This window comes from Winslowiella sp. 2C04, assembly GCF_050037805.1.
GTDB classification, from domain to species: Bacteria; Pseudomonadota; Gammaproteobacteria; order Enterobacterales; family Enterobacteriaceae; genus Erwinia; species Erwinia toletana_A.
The window spans coordinates 1,651,020-1,669,497 of the sequence record NZ_CP188300.1 but is presented as its reverse complement, the minus strand read 5'-3'; the positions used below and the strand labels follow the sequence as shown (position 1 = coordinate 1,669,497).

General features: G+C 55.5%; 10 protein-coding genes. 9 read left to right on the top strand and 1 reads right to left on the bottom strand.

The window, feature by feature from the left end; all coding sequences use genetic code 11:
- The first annotated feature begins 168 nt into the window (after nucleotides 1-168).
- Both ACP3TC_RS07200 and yegD read left to right on the top strand, forming a co-directional pair.
- The gene (locus ACP3TC_RS07200; protein ID WP_426818251.1) at nucleotides 169-3,507 is read left to right on the top strand and encodes a diguanylate cyclase; all 3,339 of its coding nucleotides are present in this window, start codon (nucleotides 169-171) and stop codon (nucleotides 3,505-3,507) included.
- 110 nt (nucleotides 3,508-3,617) lie between these two features.
- A complete protein-coding gene (gene yegD, locus ACP3TC_RS07195; RefSeq protein WP_426817855.1) occupies nucleotides 3,618-4,973 on the top strand; it encodes a molecular chaperone in 1,356 nt (451 codons plus the stop codon).
- On the opposite strand, the gene ACP3TC_RS07190 is transcribed toward yegD, so the two are convergent.
- Nucleotides 4,974-5,933, bottom strand: coding sequence for an aldo/keto reductase (locus ACP3TC_RS07190; protein WP_313852741.1), 960 nt, complete (start codon nucleotides 5,931-5,933; stop codon nucleotides 4,974-4,976).
- Between the two features lie 295 nt (nucleotides 5,934-6,228).
- Between ACP3TC_RS07190 and ACP3TC_RS07185 the strand changes: the two genes are divergently transcribed.
- The 7 genes from ACP3TC_RS07185 to yegS all read left to right on the top strand — a co-directional run bounded on the left by ACP3TC_RS07185 (nucleotide 6,229) and on the right by yegS (nucleotide 18,464).
- Nucleotides 6,229-7,461, top strand: coding sequence for an MdtA/MuxA family multidrug efflux RND transporter periplasmic adaptor subunit (locus tag ACP3TC_RS07185; RefSeq protein WP_426818250.1), 1,233 nt, complete (start codon nucleotides 6,229-6,231; stop codon nucleotides 7,459-7,461).
- On the top strand, nucleotides 7,461-10,583 hold the full coding sequence (locus tag ACP3TC_RS07180; protein WP_426817854.1) for an MdtB/MuxB family multidrug efflux RND transporter permease subunit: 3,123 nt from the start codon (nucleotides 7,461-7,463) through the stop codon (nucleotides 10,581-10,583). The genes ACP3TC_RS07185 and ACP3TC_RS07180 overlap by 1 nt, the downstream gene beginning before the upstream one ends.
- Nucleotides 10,580-13,651 carry a multidrug efflux RND transporter permease subunit MdtC gene (gene mdtC, locus ACP3TC_RS07175; protein WP_426817853.1) on the top strand — a complete coding sequence of 1,024 codons (3,072 nt, stop codon included), beginning with the start codon at nucleotides 10,580-10,582 and terminating at the stop codon, nucleotides 13,649-13,651. Before ACP3TC_RS07180 ends, mdtC begins: the two co-directional genes overlap by 4 nt.
- Before the next feature lie 54 nt (nucleotides 13,652-13,705).
- Nucleotides 13,706-15,088: a two-component system sensor histidine kinase BaeS gene (gene baeS / locus ACP3TC_RS07170; RefSeq protein WP_426817852.1), complete on the top strand. Its 1,383-nt coding sequence runs from the start codon at nucleotides 13,706-13,708 to the stop codon at nucleotides 15,086-15,088.
- Between the two features lie 10 nt (nucleotides 15,089-15,098).
- Complete coding sequence (gene baeR, locus ACP3TC_RS07165) at nucleotides 15,099-15,803, top strand: two-component system response regulator BaeR (RefSeq protein ID WP_313852745.1); 705 nt, start codon at nucleotides 15,099-15,101, stop codon at nucleotides 15,801-15,803.
- A 127-nt stretch (nucleotides 15,804-15,930) separates the two neighbouring features.
- Nucleotides 15,931-17,262, top strand: coding sequence for a tRNA 5-hydroxyuridine modification protein YegQ (gene yegQ, locus ACP3TC_RS07160; RefSeq protein ID WP_426817851.1), 1,332 nt, complete (start codon nucleotides 15,931-15,933; stop codon nucleotides 17,260-17,262).
- Between the two features lie 302 nt (nucleotides 17,263-17,564).
- On the top strand, nucleotides 17,565-18,464 hold the full coding sequence (yegS, locus tag ACP3TC_RS07155) for a lipid kinase YegS (RefSeq protein ID WP_313852747.1): 900 nt from the start codon (nucleotides 17,565-17,567) through the stop codon (nucleotides 18,462-18,464).
- The last annotated feature ends 14 nt before the right edge of the window (nucleotides 18,465-18,478 follow it).

Genomic DNA, 18,478 nt, shown 5'->3' with positions numbered 1-18,478 from the left:
TTTTATCACTCTGATTTCGGCCGCAAAGTTTATTGGTTACAGCGCGCATAATTTCGATTTACCCACAGCATTGCATAACGGATGTGCTAGCATGCAACGAGCATTGAGTCTTGTTGAAAGCATGTAAATCAGCCTGTCAGGCTCGCAGGCATGCAGCTGGAATCGATGATGACAACCGATATTCTCTCATCCCGACTCACCGGCTCATGGTGGGCAAAATCATTAATACTTGGCGCGTTAAGTTTCGCGCTAACGCTATTTTGTATTGAGCTGATCATGGTCAGCGGCACTCTCTCGCCGCTATGGTTCCCTACTACCCTGATGACCGTGGTGGTTTTCCGCTATTCCAATGCTGAGTTACTGCCATTGCTGCTCAGCTGTATGACTGGCCTGGTGCTGGCCAATGCATTAATGTTTGGCGTTTCGCTGGCCATCATTAGTTTTCCGCTGGTTAACTTGTTACAAGCTCTGGCTGGCGGACTGCTGCTGCGACTGGTTCTCGGGCGCAAAGCGCCGCTCAGCTCACTCAGCAGCTGGTATAAGATGCTGGCTACAATCGGCATTGCCGCCCCGCTGTTCGGTGGGTTGCTGGCAAATGGCCTGCTGAACCATGCCGGTGCCCCGGCGTTACACTTTATCGCCTCGTGGGCGGTATCAGAAATGATCGGTATGCTGGCGCTGGCGCCGGTGTGTCTGCTGTGGCGTGCAGGCTATTTCGGTAAACCCTTAGTGAGTAAAACGCTGGCGGAAGCGATTATTACGCTGATCGCCACCCTGGCACTCAGTTATATCGCGCTGCGCTATCTCCCGTGGCCGTTCACCTTTATGATTGTGGTGCTGTTCTGGAGTGCGGTGCGCCTGCCACGACTTGAAGCCTTTATTATTTTTTTCGCCAACATCGCCATGATGTCGCTGATGCTGGCCTGGCGCTTTTTCGATGTGTACGCCGAAAGCACCCATGAAATCGCCGGCGCCCCGTGGCTACCGTTTCTGCTGGTGCTGATTCCCAGCCATATGATGACGCTGGCGATGCATTCGTTCAGGGAAGAGAAAAAACATATCAGCGAAAGCGAGCGCCGTTTCCGCCATGCGATGGAGTATTCGGCGATCGGTATGGCGCTGGTTTCTCCTGACGGCCGCTGGCTGCAAACCAACAATGCGCTGTGCCATTTTCTCGGCTATCGGGCCGATGAGCTGAAACGTCTGAACTTCCAGAAAATTACCCATCCCGACGATCTTGATGCCGATCTCGCCCAGCTTAACGCCCTGCTGGCCGGCACCATTGACAGCTACACCACTGAAAAGCGCTACCTGCGTAAAGATCATAAAATCGTCTGGGCGCGACTGGCGGTGTCAGTGGTGCATGATACCGATCATCAGCCACTCTATTTTATTTCGCAAATAGAGGATATCACCGCGCTGAAACACTCCAATGAACAGAACCGTCTGTTAATGGAACGTATTACCATCGCCAATGAAGCCGGCGGTATCGGCGTCTGGGAGTGGAATATTGACGATAACGATCTCAGCTGGGACCGGCGGATGTACGAAATGTTTGAGCTTTCCAGCGATGAAACGCCCACCGATCGCTACTGGTTAGGTTGCGTGATTGCAGAAGATCGCGACAAAGCGGAGCAAGCGTTAAAACGGTCGATAAAACTGCGTGAGCCGTTAGATCTTGAGTACCGTATCCAGAGCAGCACCGGGATCCGCTATATCCACACTCAGGCCAACCGAATTTTACGCGATGACGGGCGTATTGAGCGCATTCTGGGTATCAGTCAGGATGTGACCGAAGTTCGGGCGCTAAATGAAGCGCTGTTCCAGGAAAAAGAGCGCATGCTGATTACTCTCGACTCGATCGGCGAGGCGGTGATCAGTACCAACCAGGAGATGCTGGTAACCTTTATGAATCCGGTCGCTGAGCAGATGAGCGGCTGGTCTCAGGAGCGCGCGGCGGGTGTCCATATCAGCAAAATTTTGCATATTACCCACGGCAGTAAAGGGCCAGAAATTGAAAATCTGCTGCTGAGTAAGCTGCCTGAAGTGAAAGTCACGCCAGATTTTGAGCAGGACCTGGTGCTGCACAGCCCTGGCGGCGACCAGTTTGATATTCACTACAGCATTACCCCACTCAACACTATCGAAGGCCGCATTATTGGCTGCGTGATGGTGATTCATGACGTCAGCGAATCTCGGGAAATGTTGAAACGCCTCAGCTACAGCGCTTCACACGATATGCTGACGCGCCTGCCCAACCGCTCCAGTTTCGAACACCAGCTGAAGCGGCTGCTGGTTTCGTCCAGCGAACATCAGCATCAGCACGTACTGACCTTTATTGATCTTGACCGGTTTAAAGCTATCAACGATACCGCGGGCCATGCCGCTGGCGATGCGCTGCTGCATGAGCTGGCGAAATTAATGCAGTCGCAACTGCGCAGCCACGATCTGCTGGCGCGCCTGGGCGGTGATGAGTTTGGCTTGCTGTTAAGCGACAGTTCAACTGACGCTGCCATCGAAGTGGTACAGCGTCTGGTCAGCAGCATTAATGAGTACCGCTTCCTGTGGGAAGGACGGCTGTTTCGCATCGGTGCCAGCGCCGGACTAACGCAAATTACCAGCAGCAACTGTATCGCCAGCGAAGTGATGGCCCAGGCTGACTTTGCCTGTTATAACGCCAAACATAATGGTCGCGGTCAGATCTCAGTGTACGAGGCGCGCCTGCAACGCCAGCTGCGACCGGTAATGACGCGAGAAGAGAATATCCGCACTCTGCAGGAGCATCCGCTGCGAATGATGGCCTCACCCGTCACGCCGCCGCGCAAAACTCAGGCGGTCAGTTTCTGGCTGATCGGTCTGCAATTGTTTTCGCGCACCGGTCAGGAGATCAGTGAAGCAGAATTTCGCGCCAACCTGCATGAGCCAGACCGGTTTATCGCGCTCGACCGCAAAGTTATCGATACTTTTTATGCCAGCTATGGCGCCGGCGTGGCACGCAAAGCCATCAGCATGGCGCTACCGCTGTCGGCTTATGGCCTGAAAGACGACGTTTTTATTCGCTATCTGCTGGATAAAATCAGCAGTGGCGGCGTGGCGGGTAATCTGCTGCACTTTATGCTCGACATTGATACCCTGCTCGAACAGCATGAAACCCTGCATGCTAATATTGCCCGCTTACGCCAGTTGGGCTGCGGCATTGTATTACGCGATTTTGGCCGTAATCTTGATGCATTTAATCTGCTGCATGCCGACGAAATCGACTATCTGATGCTCAGCGCGGACCTGGTGACTAACGTCCACTGTAATCTGATGGACGAAATGATGGTGTCAATTATCCATGGTCACGCCCAGCGGCTGAACATCGCCACCCTTGCCGGCCCGGTAGAGTTACCGCTGGCGTTAACCACGCTGGCCACTATTGGTATCGACGTGGTATGGGGTGAGGCGGTCGGCAGCCCGCAGACGCTCACAACCCTGCTGAGCAACAGTTACTTCGCGATTAAATAGCCCTTCTCCGCCTATATTGTCCCGCCTGTCGCCAACCGCGTGGTATTGATTGCCCTGCACGACGTACTGCGCTAAAGTCGCCCCCTTTTTTCGCCATTGGGAGGGTAAACATGTTTATCGGTTTCGATTACGGGACGGCAAACTGCTCGGTAGCTGTGATGGAGAAGGGCTCGCCGCGCCTGCTGCCGCTGGAAAATAATTCGCCGTGGTTGCCCTCAATGTTATGTGCACCTACGCGTGAAGCGATCAGCGAGTGGTTGTTCCGCCATCATCAAGTCGCCACGCCGGACGCTGAAAATCAGGCGCTGTTGCGTCGCGCCATCGCCTTTAACCGCGAAGAAGATATCGAGGTCAACAGTAACAGCGTGCAGTTTGGTCTGGCATCGCTGGCGCAGTATATGGATGACCCGGAAGAGGTGTGGTTTGTTAAATCGCCGAAATCCTTCCTCGGTGCCAGCGGGCTGAAGCCGCAGCAGATCGCGCTGTTTGAAGACCTGGTGTGCGCCATGATGCTGCATATCCGCAACACCGCTGAAAACCAGCTGGGCAGTGACATTCAGCAGGCGGTGATTGGTCGTCCGATTAACTTTCAGGGCTTAGGCGGTGAAGACGCCAACCATCAGGCGCAGGGCATACTTGAACGCGCTGCACATCGCGCCGGTTTCCGTGACGTGGTGTTTCAGTTTGAGCCGGTTGCGGCCGGGCTGGACTTTGAAGCCACGCTGCAAAAAGAGACGCGAGTGCTGGTGGTGGATATCGGTGGTGGTACCACTGACTGCAGTATGCTGTTGATGGGCCCGGAGTGGAGCACGAAAGCCGAGCGCGGCGCCAGCCTGCTCGGTCACAGCGGCTGCCGCGTCGGCGGTAACGATCTGGATATTATGCTGGCATTTAAAGAGCTGATGCCGCTGCTTGGCCTCGGCGGCCAGACGGCAAAAGGTATTGCGCTGCCGGCTCTGCCGTGGTGGAACGCGGTAGCCATTAACGATGTTCCGGCTCAAAGCGATTTCTATGCTGCCGCCAGCCGTAAAATGCTGCAGGATCTGATTCGCGATGCGCAGCAGCCTGAGGTGGTGAAGCGCCTGCTGAAAGTCTGGCAACAGCGGCTCAGCTATCGTCTGGTACGTAGCGCGGAAGAGAGTAAAATTGCCCTGTCGGACAGCCGTGAAGTGGCAGCCGCGCTCGATTTTATCGAGCCAGCGTTGGCTACCTCAGTCAGCGTTGAAGGATTTCAGGCGGCGATTACTCAACCATTAGAGCGTATTCAGGAGCAGGTGAAACTGGCACTGGCCACCAGCGGCACCCGTCCTGATGTTATCTATCTTACAGGCGGCAGTGCCCGTTCCCCGCTGCTGCGTCAGGCGTTGCAACAGCAACTGCCGGATATCCCGCTGGCCACTGGCGATGACTTTGGTTCGGTCACCGCCGGTCTGGCGCGCTGGGCACAGGTCACTTTTGCCGGTTAATTAGCTGCTGGCTTCGGCCAGCTGCTTAATCTCTTCCGGTGAAAGTTTCAGCGTCGCCGCCTTGACCAGCTCATCAAGCTGTTGCAGGGAAGTGGCACTGACGATCGGTGCGGTGATACCCGGACGCGCAATCTGCCACGCCAGCGCCACCTGGGTTGGTGTGGCATCACGCGCGGCGGCAATCTGATCCAGCGCCGCCAGAATCCGCAAACCGCGTGGGTTAAGATATTGCTTCACTACCCCTTCACCACGTTTGCTTTTGCTGGCATCCTGGGGAGTACGGTATTTACCGCTGAGAAAACCACTGGCCAGTGAATAGTAGTTAATCACGCCGAGTCCGTGCTCAATCGCCACCTGCTCCAGACCACTTTCATACTCGCTGCGATCGTAGAGGTTATATTCCGGTTGCAGCGTTTCATAGCGAGTCAGATTTTGCTGCTCGCTGATTTTCAGGGCTTCCGACAACCGCTGCGCACTGTAATTGGAGGCACCAATCGCCCGCACCTTGCCCTCTTTAACCAGCGCATCAAAGGTCGCCAGCGTTTCAGCCAGCGGCGTATCCTCGTCATCCCGGTGCGCCTGATACAGGTCGATATAGTCGGTTTGCAGGCGACGCAGTGAATCTTCTACCGCCTGACGAATATATGCCGGAGCCAGCCCGGTCTTCTGCGGGCTTAATTCCATCCCCACTTTGGTCGCCAGTACTATCTGGTCACGCTTGCCGCTTTTCTTCAGCCAGTTGCCAATAATGGTTTCGGATTCGCCCCCCTCGTTGCCGGGCGCCCAGCGCGAATAGACATCGGCGGTATCGATAAACCACAACCCCTTCTCTACCAGCGCATCAAGCAGGGAAAAAGAGGTGGCCTGGTCGACAGTCCAGCCAAATACATTGCCGCCGAAGGTCAGTGGTGGAACCTGAATCTGACTACGGCCTAACTGACGTAAGGGTAATTGACTCATGCTGTTTCTCCTGAAATTAAATGATTTCTGGCGCGACCATCAGCTTAGCAAACATTTTTTACCTCGCTTTGCGGATTTCTGGCGAAAGATTTTCAGGATATGAATAGTGCCGACGGCTGAGGCCAGCATAATAGCCGCCAGAACCCTCGAATCAGGCGACACAACTAAACTATACAGTTATCCTTATTTCCTTCATTTTTTTATCGCCTTAGCTGTCTACACTAAGGTCTTTGTGGGTTATTGCGTTATGACCCACCAGAATTATCGTTCGCACCGCTGGAGAGCTACTGACAATATGAACGCCGCACGCCGCACGCCAAAAAAAATTATTATTGTTGCCATCGTGGCAGTTGTTGCCGCCGGTGCGCTCTGGTGGTGGCACCATAACAGCACCCCGTCATCGCCGGGCGCTGTAGAATCTCAGCAGCAGCGCGGCAAAGGCGGTGCACGCCGTGGAATGCCTGCGGCTCCAGTACAGGCCGCTACTGCCGTCACGCAGAGCGTACCGCAATATCTTACCGGTTTAGGTACGGTGAACGCTGCCAGCACCGTAACGCTGCGCAGCCGCGTCGACGGTGAGCTGATGGCGCTGCACTTTACCGAAGGTCAACAGGTGGCAGCGGGTCAGTTGCTGGCAGAAATCGATCCGCGCCCGTATCAGGTGGCGCTGACCCAGGCGCAGGGGCAACTGGCAAAAGACCAGGCGACGCTGGCAAATGCACGCCGCGACCTGGCGCGTTATGAAAAGCTGGCAAAAACCGGACTGGTATCGCAGCAGGAGCTGGATACTCAGCGCTCGCTGGTCAGTGAAACACTGGGCAGTATCAAAGCCGATGAAGGCAGTGTCGCCAGCGCCCAGCTCAATCTGACCTACAGCCGGATTACCTCACCGATTGCCGGACGCGTCGGCCTGAAACAGGTCGATATCGGCAACTATATTACCAGCGGTGATACCAATGGCATCGTGGTGATCACCCAAACCCACCCGGTAGATGTGGTATTCAGCCTGCCAGAAAATAATATTGCGATGATTTTACCAGCGCAAAAAAGCGGCGATTCACTGCTGACCGAAGCCTGGGATCGCAGCAACAAAACTCACCTCACCGACGGCAAGCTGCTGAGTCTGGATAATCAGATCGACAGTACTACCGGTACAATTAAGCTGAAGGCGCGCTTTGCTAATGAAGACGACAAACTGTTTCCTAATCAGTTTGTTAACGTGCGCCTGAAGGTCAACACGCTGGATGATGCCATCGTCATCCCGGCCGCCGCGCTACAAATGGGCAGTGAAGGCCACTTTGTCTGGGTGGTGAACAGCGAGAATAAAGTCAGTAAAAAAGGCGTCAGCGTCGGGATTCAGGACAGTGAAAAAGTGGTGATTAAAGCTGGCCTGGACAGCGGCGAGCGGGTGGTTACCGACGGGCTGGACCGCCTGACGGAAGGAGCCACGGTTGAAGTGGTGGCGGCGCAAAACACCCCACTGTCATCCGATAAAACCGCTCAACGCGCGAAGGGAGAGCGTTCCTGATGCAGGTCATGCCTCCTGAGTCCGGCGGCGGGCCATCACGTCAGTTTATTCTGCGCCCGGTTGCTACCACCCTGCTGATGGTCGCTATTCTGCTGGCAGGGATTATCGGTTATCGCGCCCTGTCGGTCTCGGCACTGCCGGAAGTTGACTATCCGACCATTCAGGTCGTGACGCTGTATCCCGGCGCCAGTCCGGACGTGGTCACCTCGGCAATTACCGCCCCGCTGGAGCGTCAGTTTGGTCAGATGTCCGGGCTGAAGCAGATGTCATCGCAAAGTTCCGGCGGCGCTTCCGTGGTCACTTTACAGTTTCAGCTAAGCCTGCCGCTCGACGTCGCCGAGCAGGAAGTGCAGGCGGCGATTAACTCAGCCACTAATCTGCTGCCCTCCGATCTGCCCAATCCACCGGTATACAGCAAAGTAAATCCGGCCGATCCGCCGATTATGACGCTGGCGGTGACCAGCACCAGCATGCCAATGACTCAGGTGCAGGACATGGTGGAAACCCGGGTGGCGCAGAAAATCTCGCAGGTTTCTGGTGTCGGTCTGGTTACGCTCTCCGGCGGCCAGCGCCCGGCAGTGCGGGTAAAAATGAATGCTCAGGCGATTGGCGCGTTGGGGCTGGACAGTGAAACTATCCGTACTGCTATTACCTCTGCCAACGTCAATTCGGCAAAAGGCAGCCTGGATGGCCCGGAACGTTCAGTCACGCTGTCGGCTAACGATCAGATGAAATCGGCGGAAGATTATCGTCAACTGATTGTCGCTTATAAAAATGGCGCGGCGGTGCGGCTTGGCGATGTGGCTACCGTTGAGCAGGGTGCGGAAAACAGCTGGCTCGGCGCCTGGGCCAATCGCCAGCCGGCAATTGTACTGAATGTGCAGCGCCAGCCCGGTGCCAATATTATTACTACCGCCGACAGCATTCGTCAGATGCTGCCCGCGCTGACCGCATCACTGCCTAAATCAGTTGATGTACAGTTGATGTCGGATCGCACTACCAATATTCGCGCCTCGGTACATGACGTGCAGCTGGAACTGCTGCTGGCGATTTCGCTGGTGGTGATGATCATCTATCTGTTCCTGCGCAACGTCCCGGCGACGATTATCCCGGCGGTTGCAGTGCCGCTGTCGCTGGTCGGCACCTTTGCAGTGATGTATTTCCTCGATTTCTCGATCAATAACCTGACGCTGATGGCGCTGGTTATCGCCACCGGCTTTGTCGTCGATGATGCGATTGTGGTGATTGAAAACATTTCGCGCTATATCGAAAAAGGCGAGAAACCGGTAGCAGCAGCGTTGAAAGGGGCCGGAGAGATCGGTTTTACCATTATCTCACTGACGCTTTCGTTGATTGCGGTACTGATCCCGTTGCTGTTTATGGGCGATATTGTTGGACGGCTGTTCCGCGAATTCGCTGTCACGCTGGCGGTTGCCATATTAATCTCGGCGGTGGTGTCACTGACGCTGACGCCAATGATGTGCGCGCGTATGCTCAGCGCAGAATCACTGCGCAAACAGAACCGTTTTTCCCGTGCCAGCGAGGCGATGTTTGATCGGGTGATTGCTGCCTATGGCCGGGTGCTCAAGCGCGTGCTGAATCATCCGTGGCTGACGCTCGGAGTAGCGATTGGCACTCTGCTGCTGACGATACTGCTGTGGATGATGATTCCGAAAGGCTTCTTCCCATTACAGGATAACGGCATTATTCAGGGCACGGTACAGGCGCCGCAGTCGGTCTCTTACGCCAGTATGGCCCAGCGCCAGCAGACCGTCGCCTCGATCATTATGAAAGATCCGGCGGTGCAGAGCCTGACCTCGTTTGTCGGCGTCGATGGCACTAATCCGGCGCTGAACAGTGGCCGACTGCAAATCAACCTGAAACCACTGGACGAACGCGACGATCGCATTCCGGCGGTGATTGAGCGGCTGCAAAGAGAAGTCGCACGCGTGCCGGGCATTACGCTGTATCTGCAGCCGGTGCAGGATCTGACCATTGATACCCAGTTGAGCCGCACCCAGTATCAGTTTACCTTACAGACCGGTTCGCTGGATGCCCTCAGTGAATGGGTCCCTGCCCTGCTGACCGAACTGCAGAAGCTGCCGCAGTTGCAGGATGTCAGCAGCGACTGGCAGGATCAGGGGCTGGAAGCCTATATCAAAGTCGACCGCGACAGCGCCAGTCGGCTGGGCATTTCGATGGCCGACGTGGATAACGCGCTGTATAACGCCTTTGGTCAGCGGCTGGTCTCCACTATCTACACCCAGGCGAATCAGTACCGCGTGGTACTGGAACAGGATACCAGCAGCACGCCGGGGCTGGCGGCGCTGGATGGCATTCGCCTGACCAGCAGCGACGGCAGCAGCGTGCCGCTGAATACCCTCGCCAGCGTTGAGCAGCGTCATACTGCACTGGCGATCAATCATCTCGATCAGTTCCCGTCGACCACCTTCTCGTTTAACGTTGGCGACGGTTATTCACTGGAAGAAGCCACCAAAGCGATTACTCAGGCCGAACAGCAGCTGGAAATGCCGTCAGACATTATTACCAAGTTTCAGGGCAGTACGCTGGCGTTCCAGGCGGCGCTCGGCAGCACGGTGTGGCTGATTGTTGCGGCGGTGGTGGCGATGTATATCGTGCTCGGCGTGCTGTATGAGAGCTTTATTCATCCGATCACCATTTTGTCGACGCTGCCGACCGCCGGTGTTGGCGCGTTACTGGCGCTGATGCTGAGCGGCAACGAACTGGATGTGATTGCGATAATCGGCATCATCCTGCTGATTGGTATCGTTAAGAAAAATGCCATCATGATGATCGACTTCGCCCTCGCCGCCGAACGCGAACAGGGTATGACGCCGTATGACGCGATTTATCAGGCTTGTCTGCTGCGCTTCCGTCCGATTTTAATGACCACGCTGGCGGCGCTGTTTGGTGCGCTGCCGCTGATGCTCAGCACCGGCGTTGGTGCAGAACTGCGCCAGCCACTCGGCGTGACGATGGTTGGCGGGCTGATCCTCAGCCAGATCCTGACGCTGTTTACCACGCCGGTGATCTATCTGCTGTTTGATCGCCTGTCGCTGGCCACGCGCCGCCGCTTTAAGCGCACGGAGAATGCATCGTGAAGTTTTTCGCGCTGTTTATCCACCGGCCGGTCGCGACCATTCTGCTGACGATTGCCATCACTCTTGCCGGTATTCTCGGTTTTCGTCTGTTGCCGGTGGCGCCGCTGCCACAGGTCGATTTCCCGGTGATTATGGTCAGTGCCTCACTGCCGGGTGCTTCGCCGGAAACCATGGCATCGTCGATCGCGACACCGCTGGAGCGTTCGCTGGGCCGCATTGCTGGCGTCAGTGAAATGAGCTCCAGCAGCTCGCTCGGCAGTACGCGTATTATTCTGGTATTTGATTACGATCGTGATATCAACGGTGCCGCGCGTGATGTGCAAGCCGCCATCAATGCCGCCCAGGCGCTGTTGCCAAGCGGCATGCCGAGTCGCCCGACCTATCGCAAAGCTAACCCGTCCGATGCGCCGATTATGATTATGACGCTGACCTCCGATACTTATTCTCAGGGTCAGCTTTATGATTACGCCTCTACTCAACTGGCACAAAAACTGGCGCAAATCGACGGCGTTGGTGACGTCTCGGTAGGCGGCAGCTCGTTACCGGCAGTGCGCGTGGCGCTTAATCCGCAGGCGCTGTTTAACCAGGGCGTGTCGCTGGATGCGGTGCGCACGGCGATTGCCGCTGCCAACGTGCGCAAGCCGCAGGGGGCGATAGAGAACCCACAGCAGCGCTGGCAGATAAGAACCAACGATGAACTGAAAACCGCCGAGGAATATCAGCCGCTGATCGTGCATTACAATAACGGTGCGGCGGTACGATTACAGGATGTCGCCACCGTCGAAGACTCCGTACAGGATCTGCGTAATGCCGGGATGTCCAACGCGCGCCCGGCGATTCTGCTGATGATTCGCAAGTCTCCTGAAGCCAATATTATTCAGACCGTTGATCGTATCCGCGCGGAAATGCCGGAGCTGGCGAATATCGTGCCGGCGTCAATTCAGCTGGAAATCGCCCAGGATCGCTCACCCACTATCCGCGCTTCGCTGGCGGAAGTTGAGCAGTCGTTAGTGATTGCCGTGGCGCTGGTGATTCTGGTGGTATTTGTCTTTTTGCGTTCTGCTCGCGCCACGCTTATCCCGGCGGTAGCGGTTCCGGTTTCGCTAATCGGCACTTTCGCCGCCATGTACCTGTGCGGCTTCAGCCTTAATAACCTGTCGCTAATGGCGCTGACTATCGCCACCGGTTTTGTCGTCGATGATGCAATTGTGGTGCTGGAAAATATCTCGCGCCATATTGAAGCTGGCATGAAACCGCTGCAGGCTTCACTGCAGGGGGTACGTGAAGTCGGCTTTACCGTGCTGTCGATGAGCATTTCGCTGGTGGCGGTATTTATTCCACTGCTGCTGATGAGTGGGCTGGTCGGGCGATTGTTCCGCGAATTTGCCGTCACGCTGTCGGTGGCAATAGGGATATCGCTACTGATCTCGGTCACTTTGACGCCAATGATGTGCGCCTGGTTGTTAAAAGCGCATAAACCGCGCAGCCAGCCGCGCATCCGTGGGTTTAACAAGCTGATGTTCCGGCTGCAACAGGGCTACGGCAGCTCACTGCGCTGGGTGCTTGACCATGCTCGCTGGACGTTACTGGTGCTTCTGGCTACCATCGGCCTGACGGTCTATCTCTATATTTCGATTCCAAAAACCTTCTTCCCGGAACAGGACACCGGCCGCCTAATGGGCAATATTTCTGCCGACCAGAGCATTTCCTTCCAGGCAATGCGCGGCAAGCTGGAAGATTTTATGAAGATCGTGCGCGAAGATCCGGCCGTGACCAATGTGACCGGTTTTACCGGCGGTTCCCGCACCAACAGCGGCATGATGTTTATCACGCTGAAATCGCTCTCCGAACGTAAAGAGAGCTCGCAACAGGTGATTGCGCGGCTGCGGGGAAAACTGGCGAAAGAGCCGGGAGCCAGCCTGTTTCTGATGGCGGTGCAGGATATTCGCGTCGGTGGTCGTCAGTCGAATGCCGAATATCAGTATTCGCTGCTGTCCGATGATCTCGACTCCCTGCGTGAGTGGGAGCCGAAAATTCGCCAGGCGTTTAGCAAGCTGCCTGAACTGACGGATGTCAATTCGGATCAGCAGGATAACGGCTCGGAAATGGCGCTGATTTACGATCGGGAAACGATGTCGCGGCTGGGCATTTCGGTTTCCGACACTAACGCACTGCTGAATAACGCCTTTGGACAGCGCCAGATCTCCACCATTTATCAGCCGCTGAATCAGTACAAAGTGGTGATGGAAGTCGATCCGCGTTATACCCAGGATATCAGCGCGTTAGACCATATGTTTGTGATTAACAGCGAAGGTAAATCCATTCCGCTCTCCGGGTTTGCCAAATGGCAACCGGCCAACGCCCCGCTGTCGGTTAATCATGAGGGACTGTCGGCCTCTTCGACCATCTCCTTCAACCTGCCAGCTGGCATCTCGCTGTCGGAAGCGTCAGCGGCGATTGAGCGCACCGTTACTGCACTCGGCGTTCCTTCCAGCGTGCGCGGCAGTTTTGCCGGTACCGCGCAGGTCTTCCAGGATACGCAGAACAGTCAGCTGCTGCTGATTCTGGCGGCGATTGCCACCGTGTATATCGTGCTGGGGATTCTGTATGAGAGCTACGTCCATCCGCTGACAATTCTCTCTACCCTGCCCTCTGCGGGTGTCGGCGCACTGCTGGCGCTGGAGCTGTTTGGCGCGCCGTTTAGCCTAATCGCACTGATTGGTATTATGCTGTTGATTGGTATCGTGAAAAAGAATGCGATCATGATGGTGGACTTCGCGCTGCACGCGCAGCGTAACGGTAATCAGAGTGCGCGTGACGCAATTTATCAGGCCTGCCTGCTGCGTTTTCGGCCGATTTTGATGACCACGCTGGCGGCGCTGTTTGGTGCCCTGCCACTGGTACTGACCAGCGGCGACGGCGCGGAACTGCGCCAGCCGCTGGGAATAACCATTGTCGGCGGGCTGGTAATGAGTCAGTTGCTGACGCTGTACACGACTCCGGTCGTCTATCTGTATATGGATAAACTGCGGCGAAAAAAACGTTATCAGCCTCAGTATGATGCTTAACTACGCGGTATCGCGCCTGGAGATTAACGCCAGCCGCAGGAGTAAGAGAGATCGATGAAAAGAATGCGTGTCGGCATCAGCGCCAAACTGTTTTGTGCCATCTTTTCCACCTGTATGCTGGTGTTGATTATCATGCACTGGGGCGTGCGCCTCAGCTTTGAACATGGCTTTATTGACTATATTAAGCGCGGCAATGAACAGCGGCTGGCGCTGCTCAGCGATGCACTGGCCGATCAGTATGAGCAGCACGGTAACTGGGACTTTTTGCGCAACAATGACAAGCGGATTTTTTCCATTCTGCGCTCGCTGGAGCAAAGCTCCGAGGCCAGTAATGCGATTCCGCCACACGGCTGGCGCACTCAGTTCTGGATAATCGATCAGCAATATCACGTATTGGCTGGCCCGCGCGAACCGGTGCCGCATGAAGGAATACGGCACAATATCACCACCAGCAATAACAAAATTGTCGGCTGGGTCATTGGTTCGCCGCCAGAACGGCTGACCCGCAGTGCCGATATTAACTTTGACCAGCAGCAACGGCGCACCAGTTGGCTGATTGTCGGGCTGTCGATGCTGTTAGCCGCTGCCGTCACCTGGCTGATGTCGCGCGGATTGTTAGCGCCGGTAAAACGGCTGGTGGAAGGCACCTATTACCTGGCCGCCGGTGATTTTTCCAAGCGGGTTGAAGTCAGCAGCCGCGATGAACTTGGCCGGCTGGCGCAGGACTTCAACAAACTTGCCAGCTCACTGGAAAAAAATGAGAGTATGCGCCGGGCCTTTATGGCGGATATTTCCCATGAGCTGCGAACGCCGCTGGCCATCCTGCGCGGCGAGCTGGAAGCAATGCAGGATGGCGTGCGCAAACTGACGCCGGAAGCCATTGTCTCACTGCAGGCGGAAGTGGCCACGCTGACCAAACTGGTCGACGATCTGCATCAGCTCTCGCTGTCGGATGAAGGCGCGCTGGCCTACCGCAAAAGCCCCACCGATGTGGTTTCCTTACTGGAAATGGTCAGCGGGATTTTCCGCGCGCGCTTTGCCAGCCGCCAGCTATCTTTAACCCTGTCGCTGCCGGATCAGGCACCGCTTTTTGCTGATGCTGACCGCCTGATGCAGCTGTTTACCAATCTGATGGAGAACAGCCTGCGCTATACCGACGCCGGTGGCGGGCTGAGGATTTCACTGACGTCAGAAGCTGATAAGATGTTGCTGCATTTTGATGATTCTGCGCCTGGCGTAAGCGATGAGCAGCGCCAGCAAATTTTTGAACGCTTTTATCGTACCGAAAGCTCGCGTAATCGTGCCAGCGGCGGCTCCGGACTGGGGCTGTCGATTTGCAAAAATATTGTCGAGGCGCACGGCGGCACCCTCAGTGCGGAGCACTCTGATTTAGGTGGCTTGCGCATTACGGTAGCATTACCGCTGGACTCTAACTGAATAAGAGAAAATGACTGAATATCACCAGCCCCTGATTCTGGTCGTTGAAGATGAGCCGAAACTGGCTCAGTTGATGATCGATTACTTACAGGCATCGAACTACCGCACCCACCATATTGCCGATGGCAATCAGGTTCTTAGCTATGTGCGGCAAAGTGAGCCGGACTTAGTGCTGCTCGACCTGATGCTGCCGGGAGTTGACGGCCTGACGCTGTGCCGTGAGATGCGGCGCTTCTCCGATTTGCCGATAATGATGGTGACGGCAAAAACCGAAGAGATCGATCGCCTGCTGGGGCTGGAAATCGGTGCTGATGATTACATCTGCAAGCCGTTCAGCCCGCGCGAGGTGGTGGCGCGAGTGAAAACTATTTTGCGCCGCGTCAGGCAGACGCCGGAAGAAGCACAGCAAGCCTCACTGCTGCTGGTAGATGAAGGACGTTTTCAGGCCAGCTGGAATCAACGCCCGCTTGATTTGACCCCGGCAGAGTTCCGTCTGCTGAAAACGCTCGCGCAGGAACCCGGCAAAGTTTTCTCCCGCGAACAGCTGCTTAATCACCTGTATGACGACTACCGGGTGGTGACGGATCGCACCATTGACAGCCATATAAAAAATCTGCGCCGCAAGCTGGAAGCGCTCGACAGCGATCAGCCTTTTATCCGCGCTGTCTATGGTATGGGCTACCGCTGGGAGGCAGATGTCTGTCGTTTGATCTAGCGCAATTTACATTCTACTGCCGACCTCCTACAATCCCCGCACAATTTGTAAGGCCAGCCCGACACTCTTGTCTGGCGCTGGCTGGCGGCTGAATGCCGTTCTGACCTGACATCAGACTGAGAAAAATATGTTTAAACCGGAACTCCTCTCTCCGGCCGGAACGCTGAAAAATATGCGTTACGCCTTTGCCTATGGTGCAGATGCGGTGTATGCCGGTCAGCCACGCTACAGCCTGCGGGTGCGCAACAACGAATTCAATCATGAGAATCTCGCCATCGGGATCAATGAAGCGCACGCGTTGGGTAAAAAGTTTTACGTGGTGGTGAATATCGCGCCGCATAACGCCAAGCTGAAAACCTTTATTCGCGATCTGAAACCGGTGATTGAGATGGGGCCGGACGCGCTGATTATGTCCGATCCCGGGCTGATTATGCTGGTGCGCGAAGCTTTCCCACAGATGGCGGTGCATCTGTCGGTTCAGGCTAACGCGGTAAACTGGGCCACGGTAAAATTCTGGCAGCAGATGGGGCTGACGCGCGTGATTCTGTCGCGCGAACTGTCGCTGGAAGAGATTGCGGAAATTCGTCAGCAGGTGCCAGAAATGGAACTGGAGATCTTTGTTCATGGCGCACTGTGCATGGCCTACTCCGGACGCTGCCTGCTTTCCGGCTATCTGAATAAACGCGACCCCAACCAGGGAACCTGCACCAATGCCTGCCGCTGGGAGTATAAGGTCGAAGAAGGTAAACAGGATGAAGTCGGCAATATTGTTCATCAGTATGAGCCGATTGCGGTCAGGAATATCGAGCCAACGCTCGGTCAGGGCCAGCCAACCGATAAAGTCTTTATGATCGAAGAGGCCCAGCGTCCGGGCGAATATATGACCGCGTTTGAAGATGAACACGGCACCTACATTATGAACTCGAAAGATCTGCGCGCGGTCGCCCACGTCGAACAACTGACGCAAATGGGGATGCATTCGCTGAAAATCGAAGGCCGCACCAAATCTTTCTATTATTGCGCCCGTACCGCGCAGGTTTATCGCCGGGCGATTGACGATGCCGCAGCGGGTAAACCTTTCGACGCCTCGCTGCTGGAGACGCTGGAAGGTCTGGCACACCGTGGCTATACCGAAGGTTTTTTGCGTCGTCACACTCACGACAGCTATCAGAGCTATGAAAGCGGCCATTCGCAGTCGGATCGTCAGCAGTTTGTCGGCGAGTTCACCGGCGAGCGTCGCGGTCATCTGGCGCAGGTCGACGTTAAAAATAAATTCGCCATTGGTAACAGCCTGGAGCTGATGACGCCAGCGGGTAATGTCAACTTCACTCTCGAAGAGATGGAGAATAACCGGTCGCAGGCGGTTGACGTCGCACCGGGCAACGGCCATTTTGTCTGGGTGCCGATTCCTCCAGAGATCGATCTGAGTTACGCGCTGCTGATGCGTAATCTCAGCTAAGAAAATGGCGGGAGAACTGGCCTTCAGCTAATTTACCCGCCGTTACAGATCTTAGAATTTGATCACATTCATCTGCGGGTTTTCTGGCTACTATCTCGCTTGCTAAAAACGACCAACACCAAATAGCAAGGTTTTACAGAACCACCTCAATTCGCCCGCCCGGCTCCCCCGTGCGGGTTTTTCTTTTTTTTATCTCCGGTTAGCCGTCTGTCTGATAAAAATTCCCGTCGTGATATGCTATAAAATCTGCATCAGACCCTGATTTACCGGCCACTTCGGCCAGCGCATTACAAGGATCAATAATGGACAAGCATGCACTTACGCTGGTGATCTTAAATGGCAAAGGCGCAGGCAACGAGGAGTTGCGTGCCGCAATCACCACTCTGCGCGATGAAGGATACCCGATAGAAGTTCGTGTGACCTGGGAACACGGCGACGGCGAACGTTATCTGCGTGAAGCACTGGATATGAATGCCGAAACGGTGGTAGCGGGCGGCGGTGACGGCACCATTAATGAAATTGCCACTGCGCTGGCAAAACTGGAAAGCCATATCCGCCCGGTGCTGGGTATTTTGCCGCTCGGTACCGCCAATGATTTCGCCACCAGCGCCAGTATTCCCGACCATATGGAGCAGGCGCTAAGACTGGCGATTGTCGGCAAAGCGGTCAGCATCGATCTGGCCTGCGTGAACCAGCAACGCTATTTTATTAATATGGCCACCGGCGGGTTCGGCACGCGCATTACCACCGAAACGCCAGAGAAGCTGAAATCGGCGCTGGGCGGCGTCTCCTATCTTATTCACGGCCTGATGCGTATGGATCAGCTGAAAGCCGACAGCTGTGAAATCAACGGCCCGGATTTTAACTGGCAAGGCGATGCGCTGGTGATTGGCATTGGCAATGGCCGCCAGGCGGGTGGCGGGCAGCGTTTATGCCCGAGCGCACTGATTAATGATGGCGCGCTGGAACTGAGTATCGTCACCTCACAGGAGATTCTCCCGACCCTGCTGCATTCGTTAACCCGTGATGATGATAATCCGAATATGGTCACCGCCTCCCTGCCGTGGCTGACGATTCGTGCGCCAAACGAAATGACATTTAACCTCGACGGTGAACCACTGAGCGGCAGCGAATTCCGCATTGAAGTTATGCCTGATGCGCTGCAATGCCGTTTGCCGCCGTCATGTGAACTGCTGGCGTAACGAGTATTCTGCCT

Coding starts and splice junctions, on each gene's coding strand:
- ACP3TC_RS07185 (WP_426818250.1), top strand. CDS start 6,229: ATGAACGCCGCACGCCGCACGCCAAAAAAAATTATTATTGTTGCCATC.
- ACP3TC_RS07200 (WP_426818251.1), top strand. CDS start 169: ATGACAACCGATATTCTCTCATCCCGACTCACCGGCTCATGGTGGGCA.
- yegQ (WP_426817851.1), top strand. CDS start 15,931: ATGTTTAAACCGGAACTCCTCTCTCCGGCCGGAACGCTGAAAAATATG.
- baeS (WP_426817852.1), top strand. CDS start 13,706: ATGAAAAGAATGCGTGTCGGCATCAGCGCCAAACTGTTTTGTGCCATC.
- ACP3TC_RS07180 (WP_426817854.1), top strand. CDS start 7,461: ATGCAGGTCATGCCTCCTGAGTCCGGCGGCGGGCCATCACGTCAGTTT.
- ACP3TC_RS07190 (WP_313852741.1), bottom strand. CDS start 5,933: ATGAGTCAATTACCCTTACGTCAGTTAGGCCGTAGTCAGATTCAGGTT.
- yegD (WP_426817855.1), top strand. CDS start 3,618: ATGTTTATCGGTTTCGATTACGGGACGGCAAACTGCTCGGTAGCTGTG.
- yegS (WP_313852747.1), top strand. CDS start 17,565: ATGGACAAGCATGCACTTACGCTGGTGATCTTAAATGGCAAAGGCGCA.
- baeR (WP_313852745.1), top strand. CDS start 15,099: ATGACTGAATATCACCAGCCCCTGATTCTGGTCGTTGAAGATGAGCCG.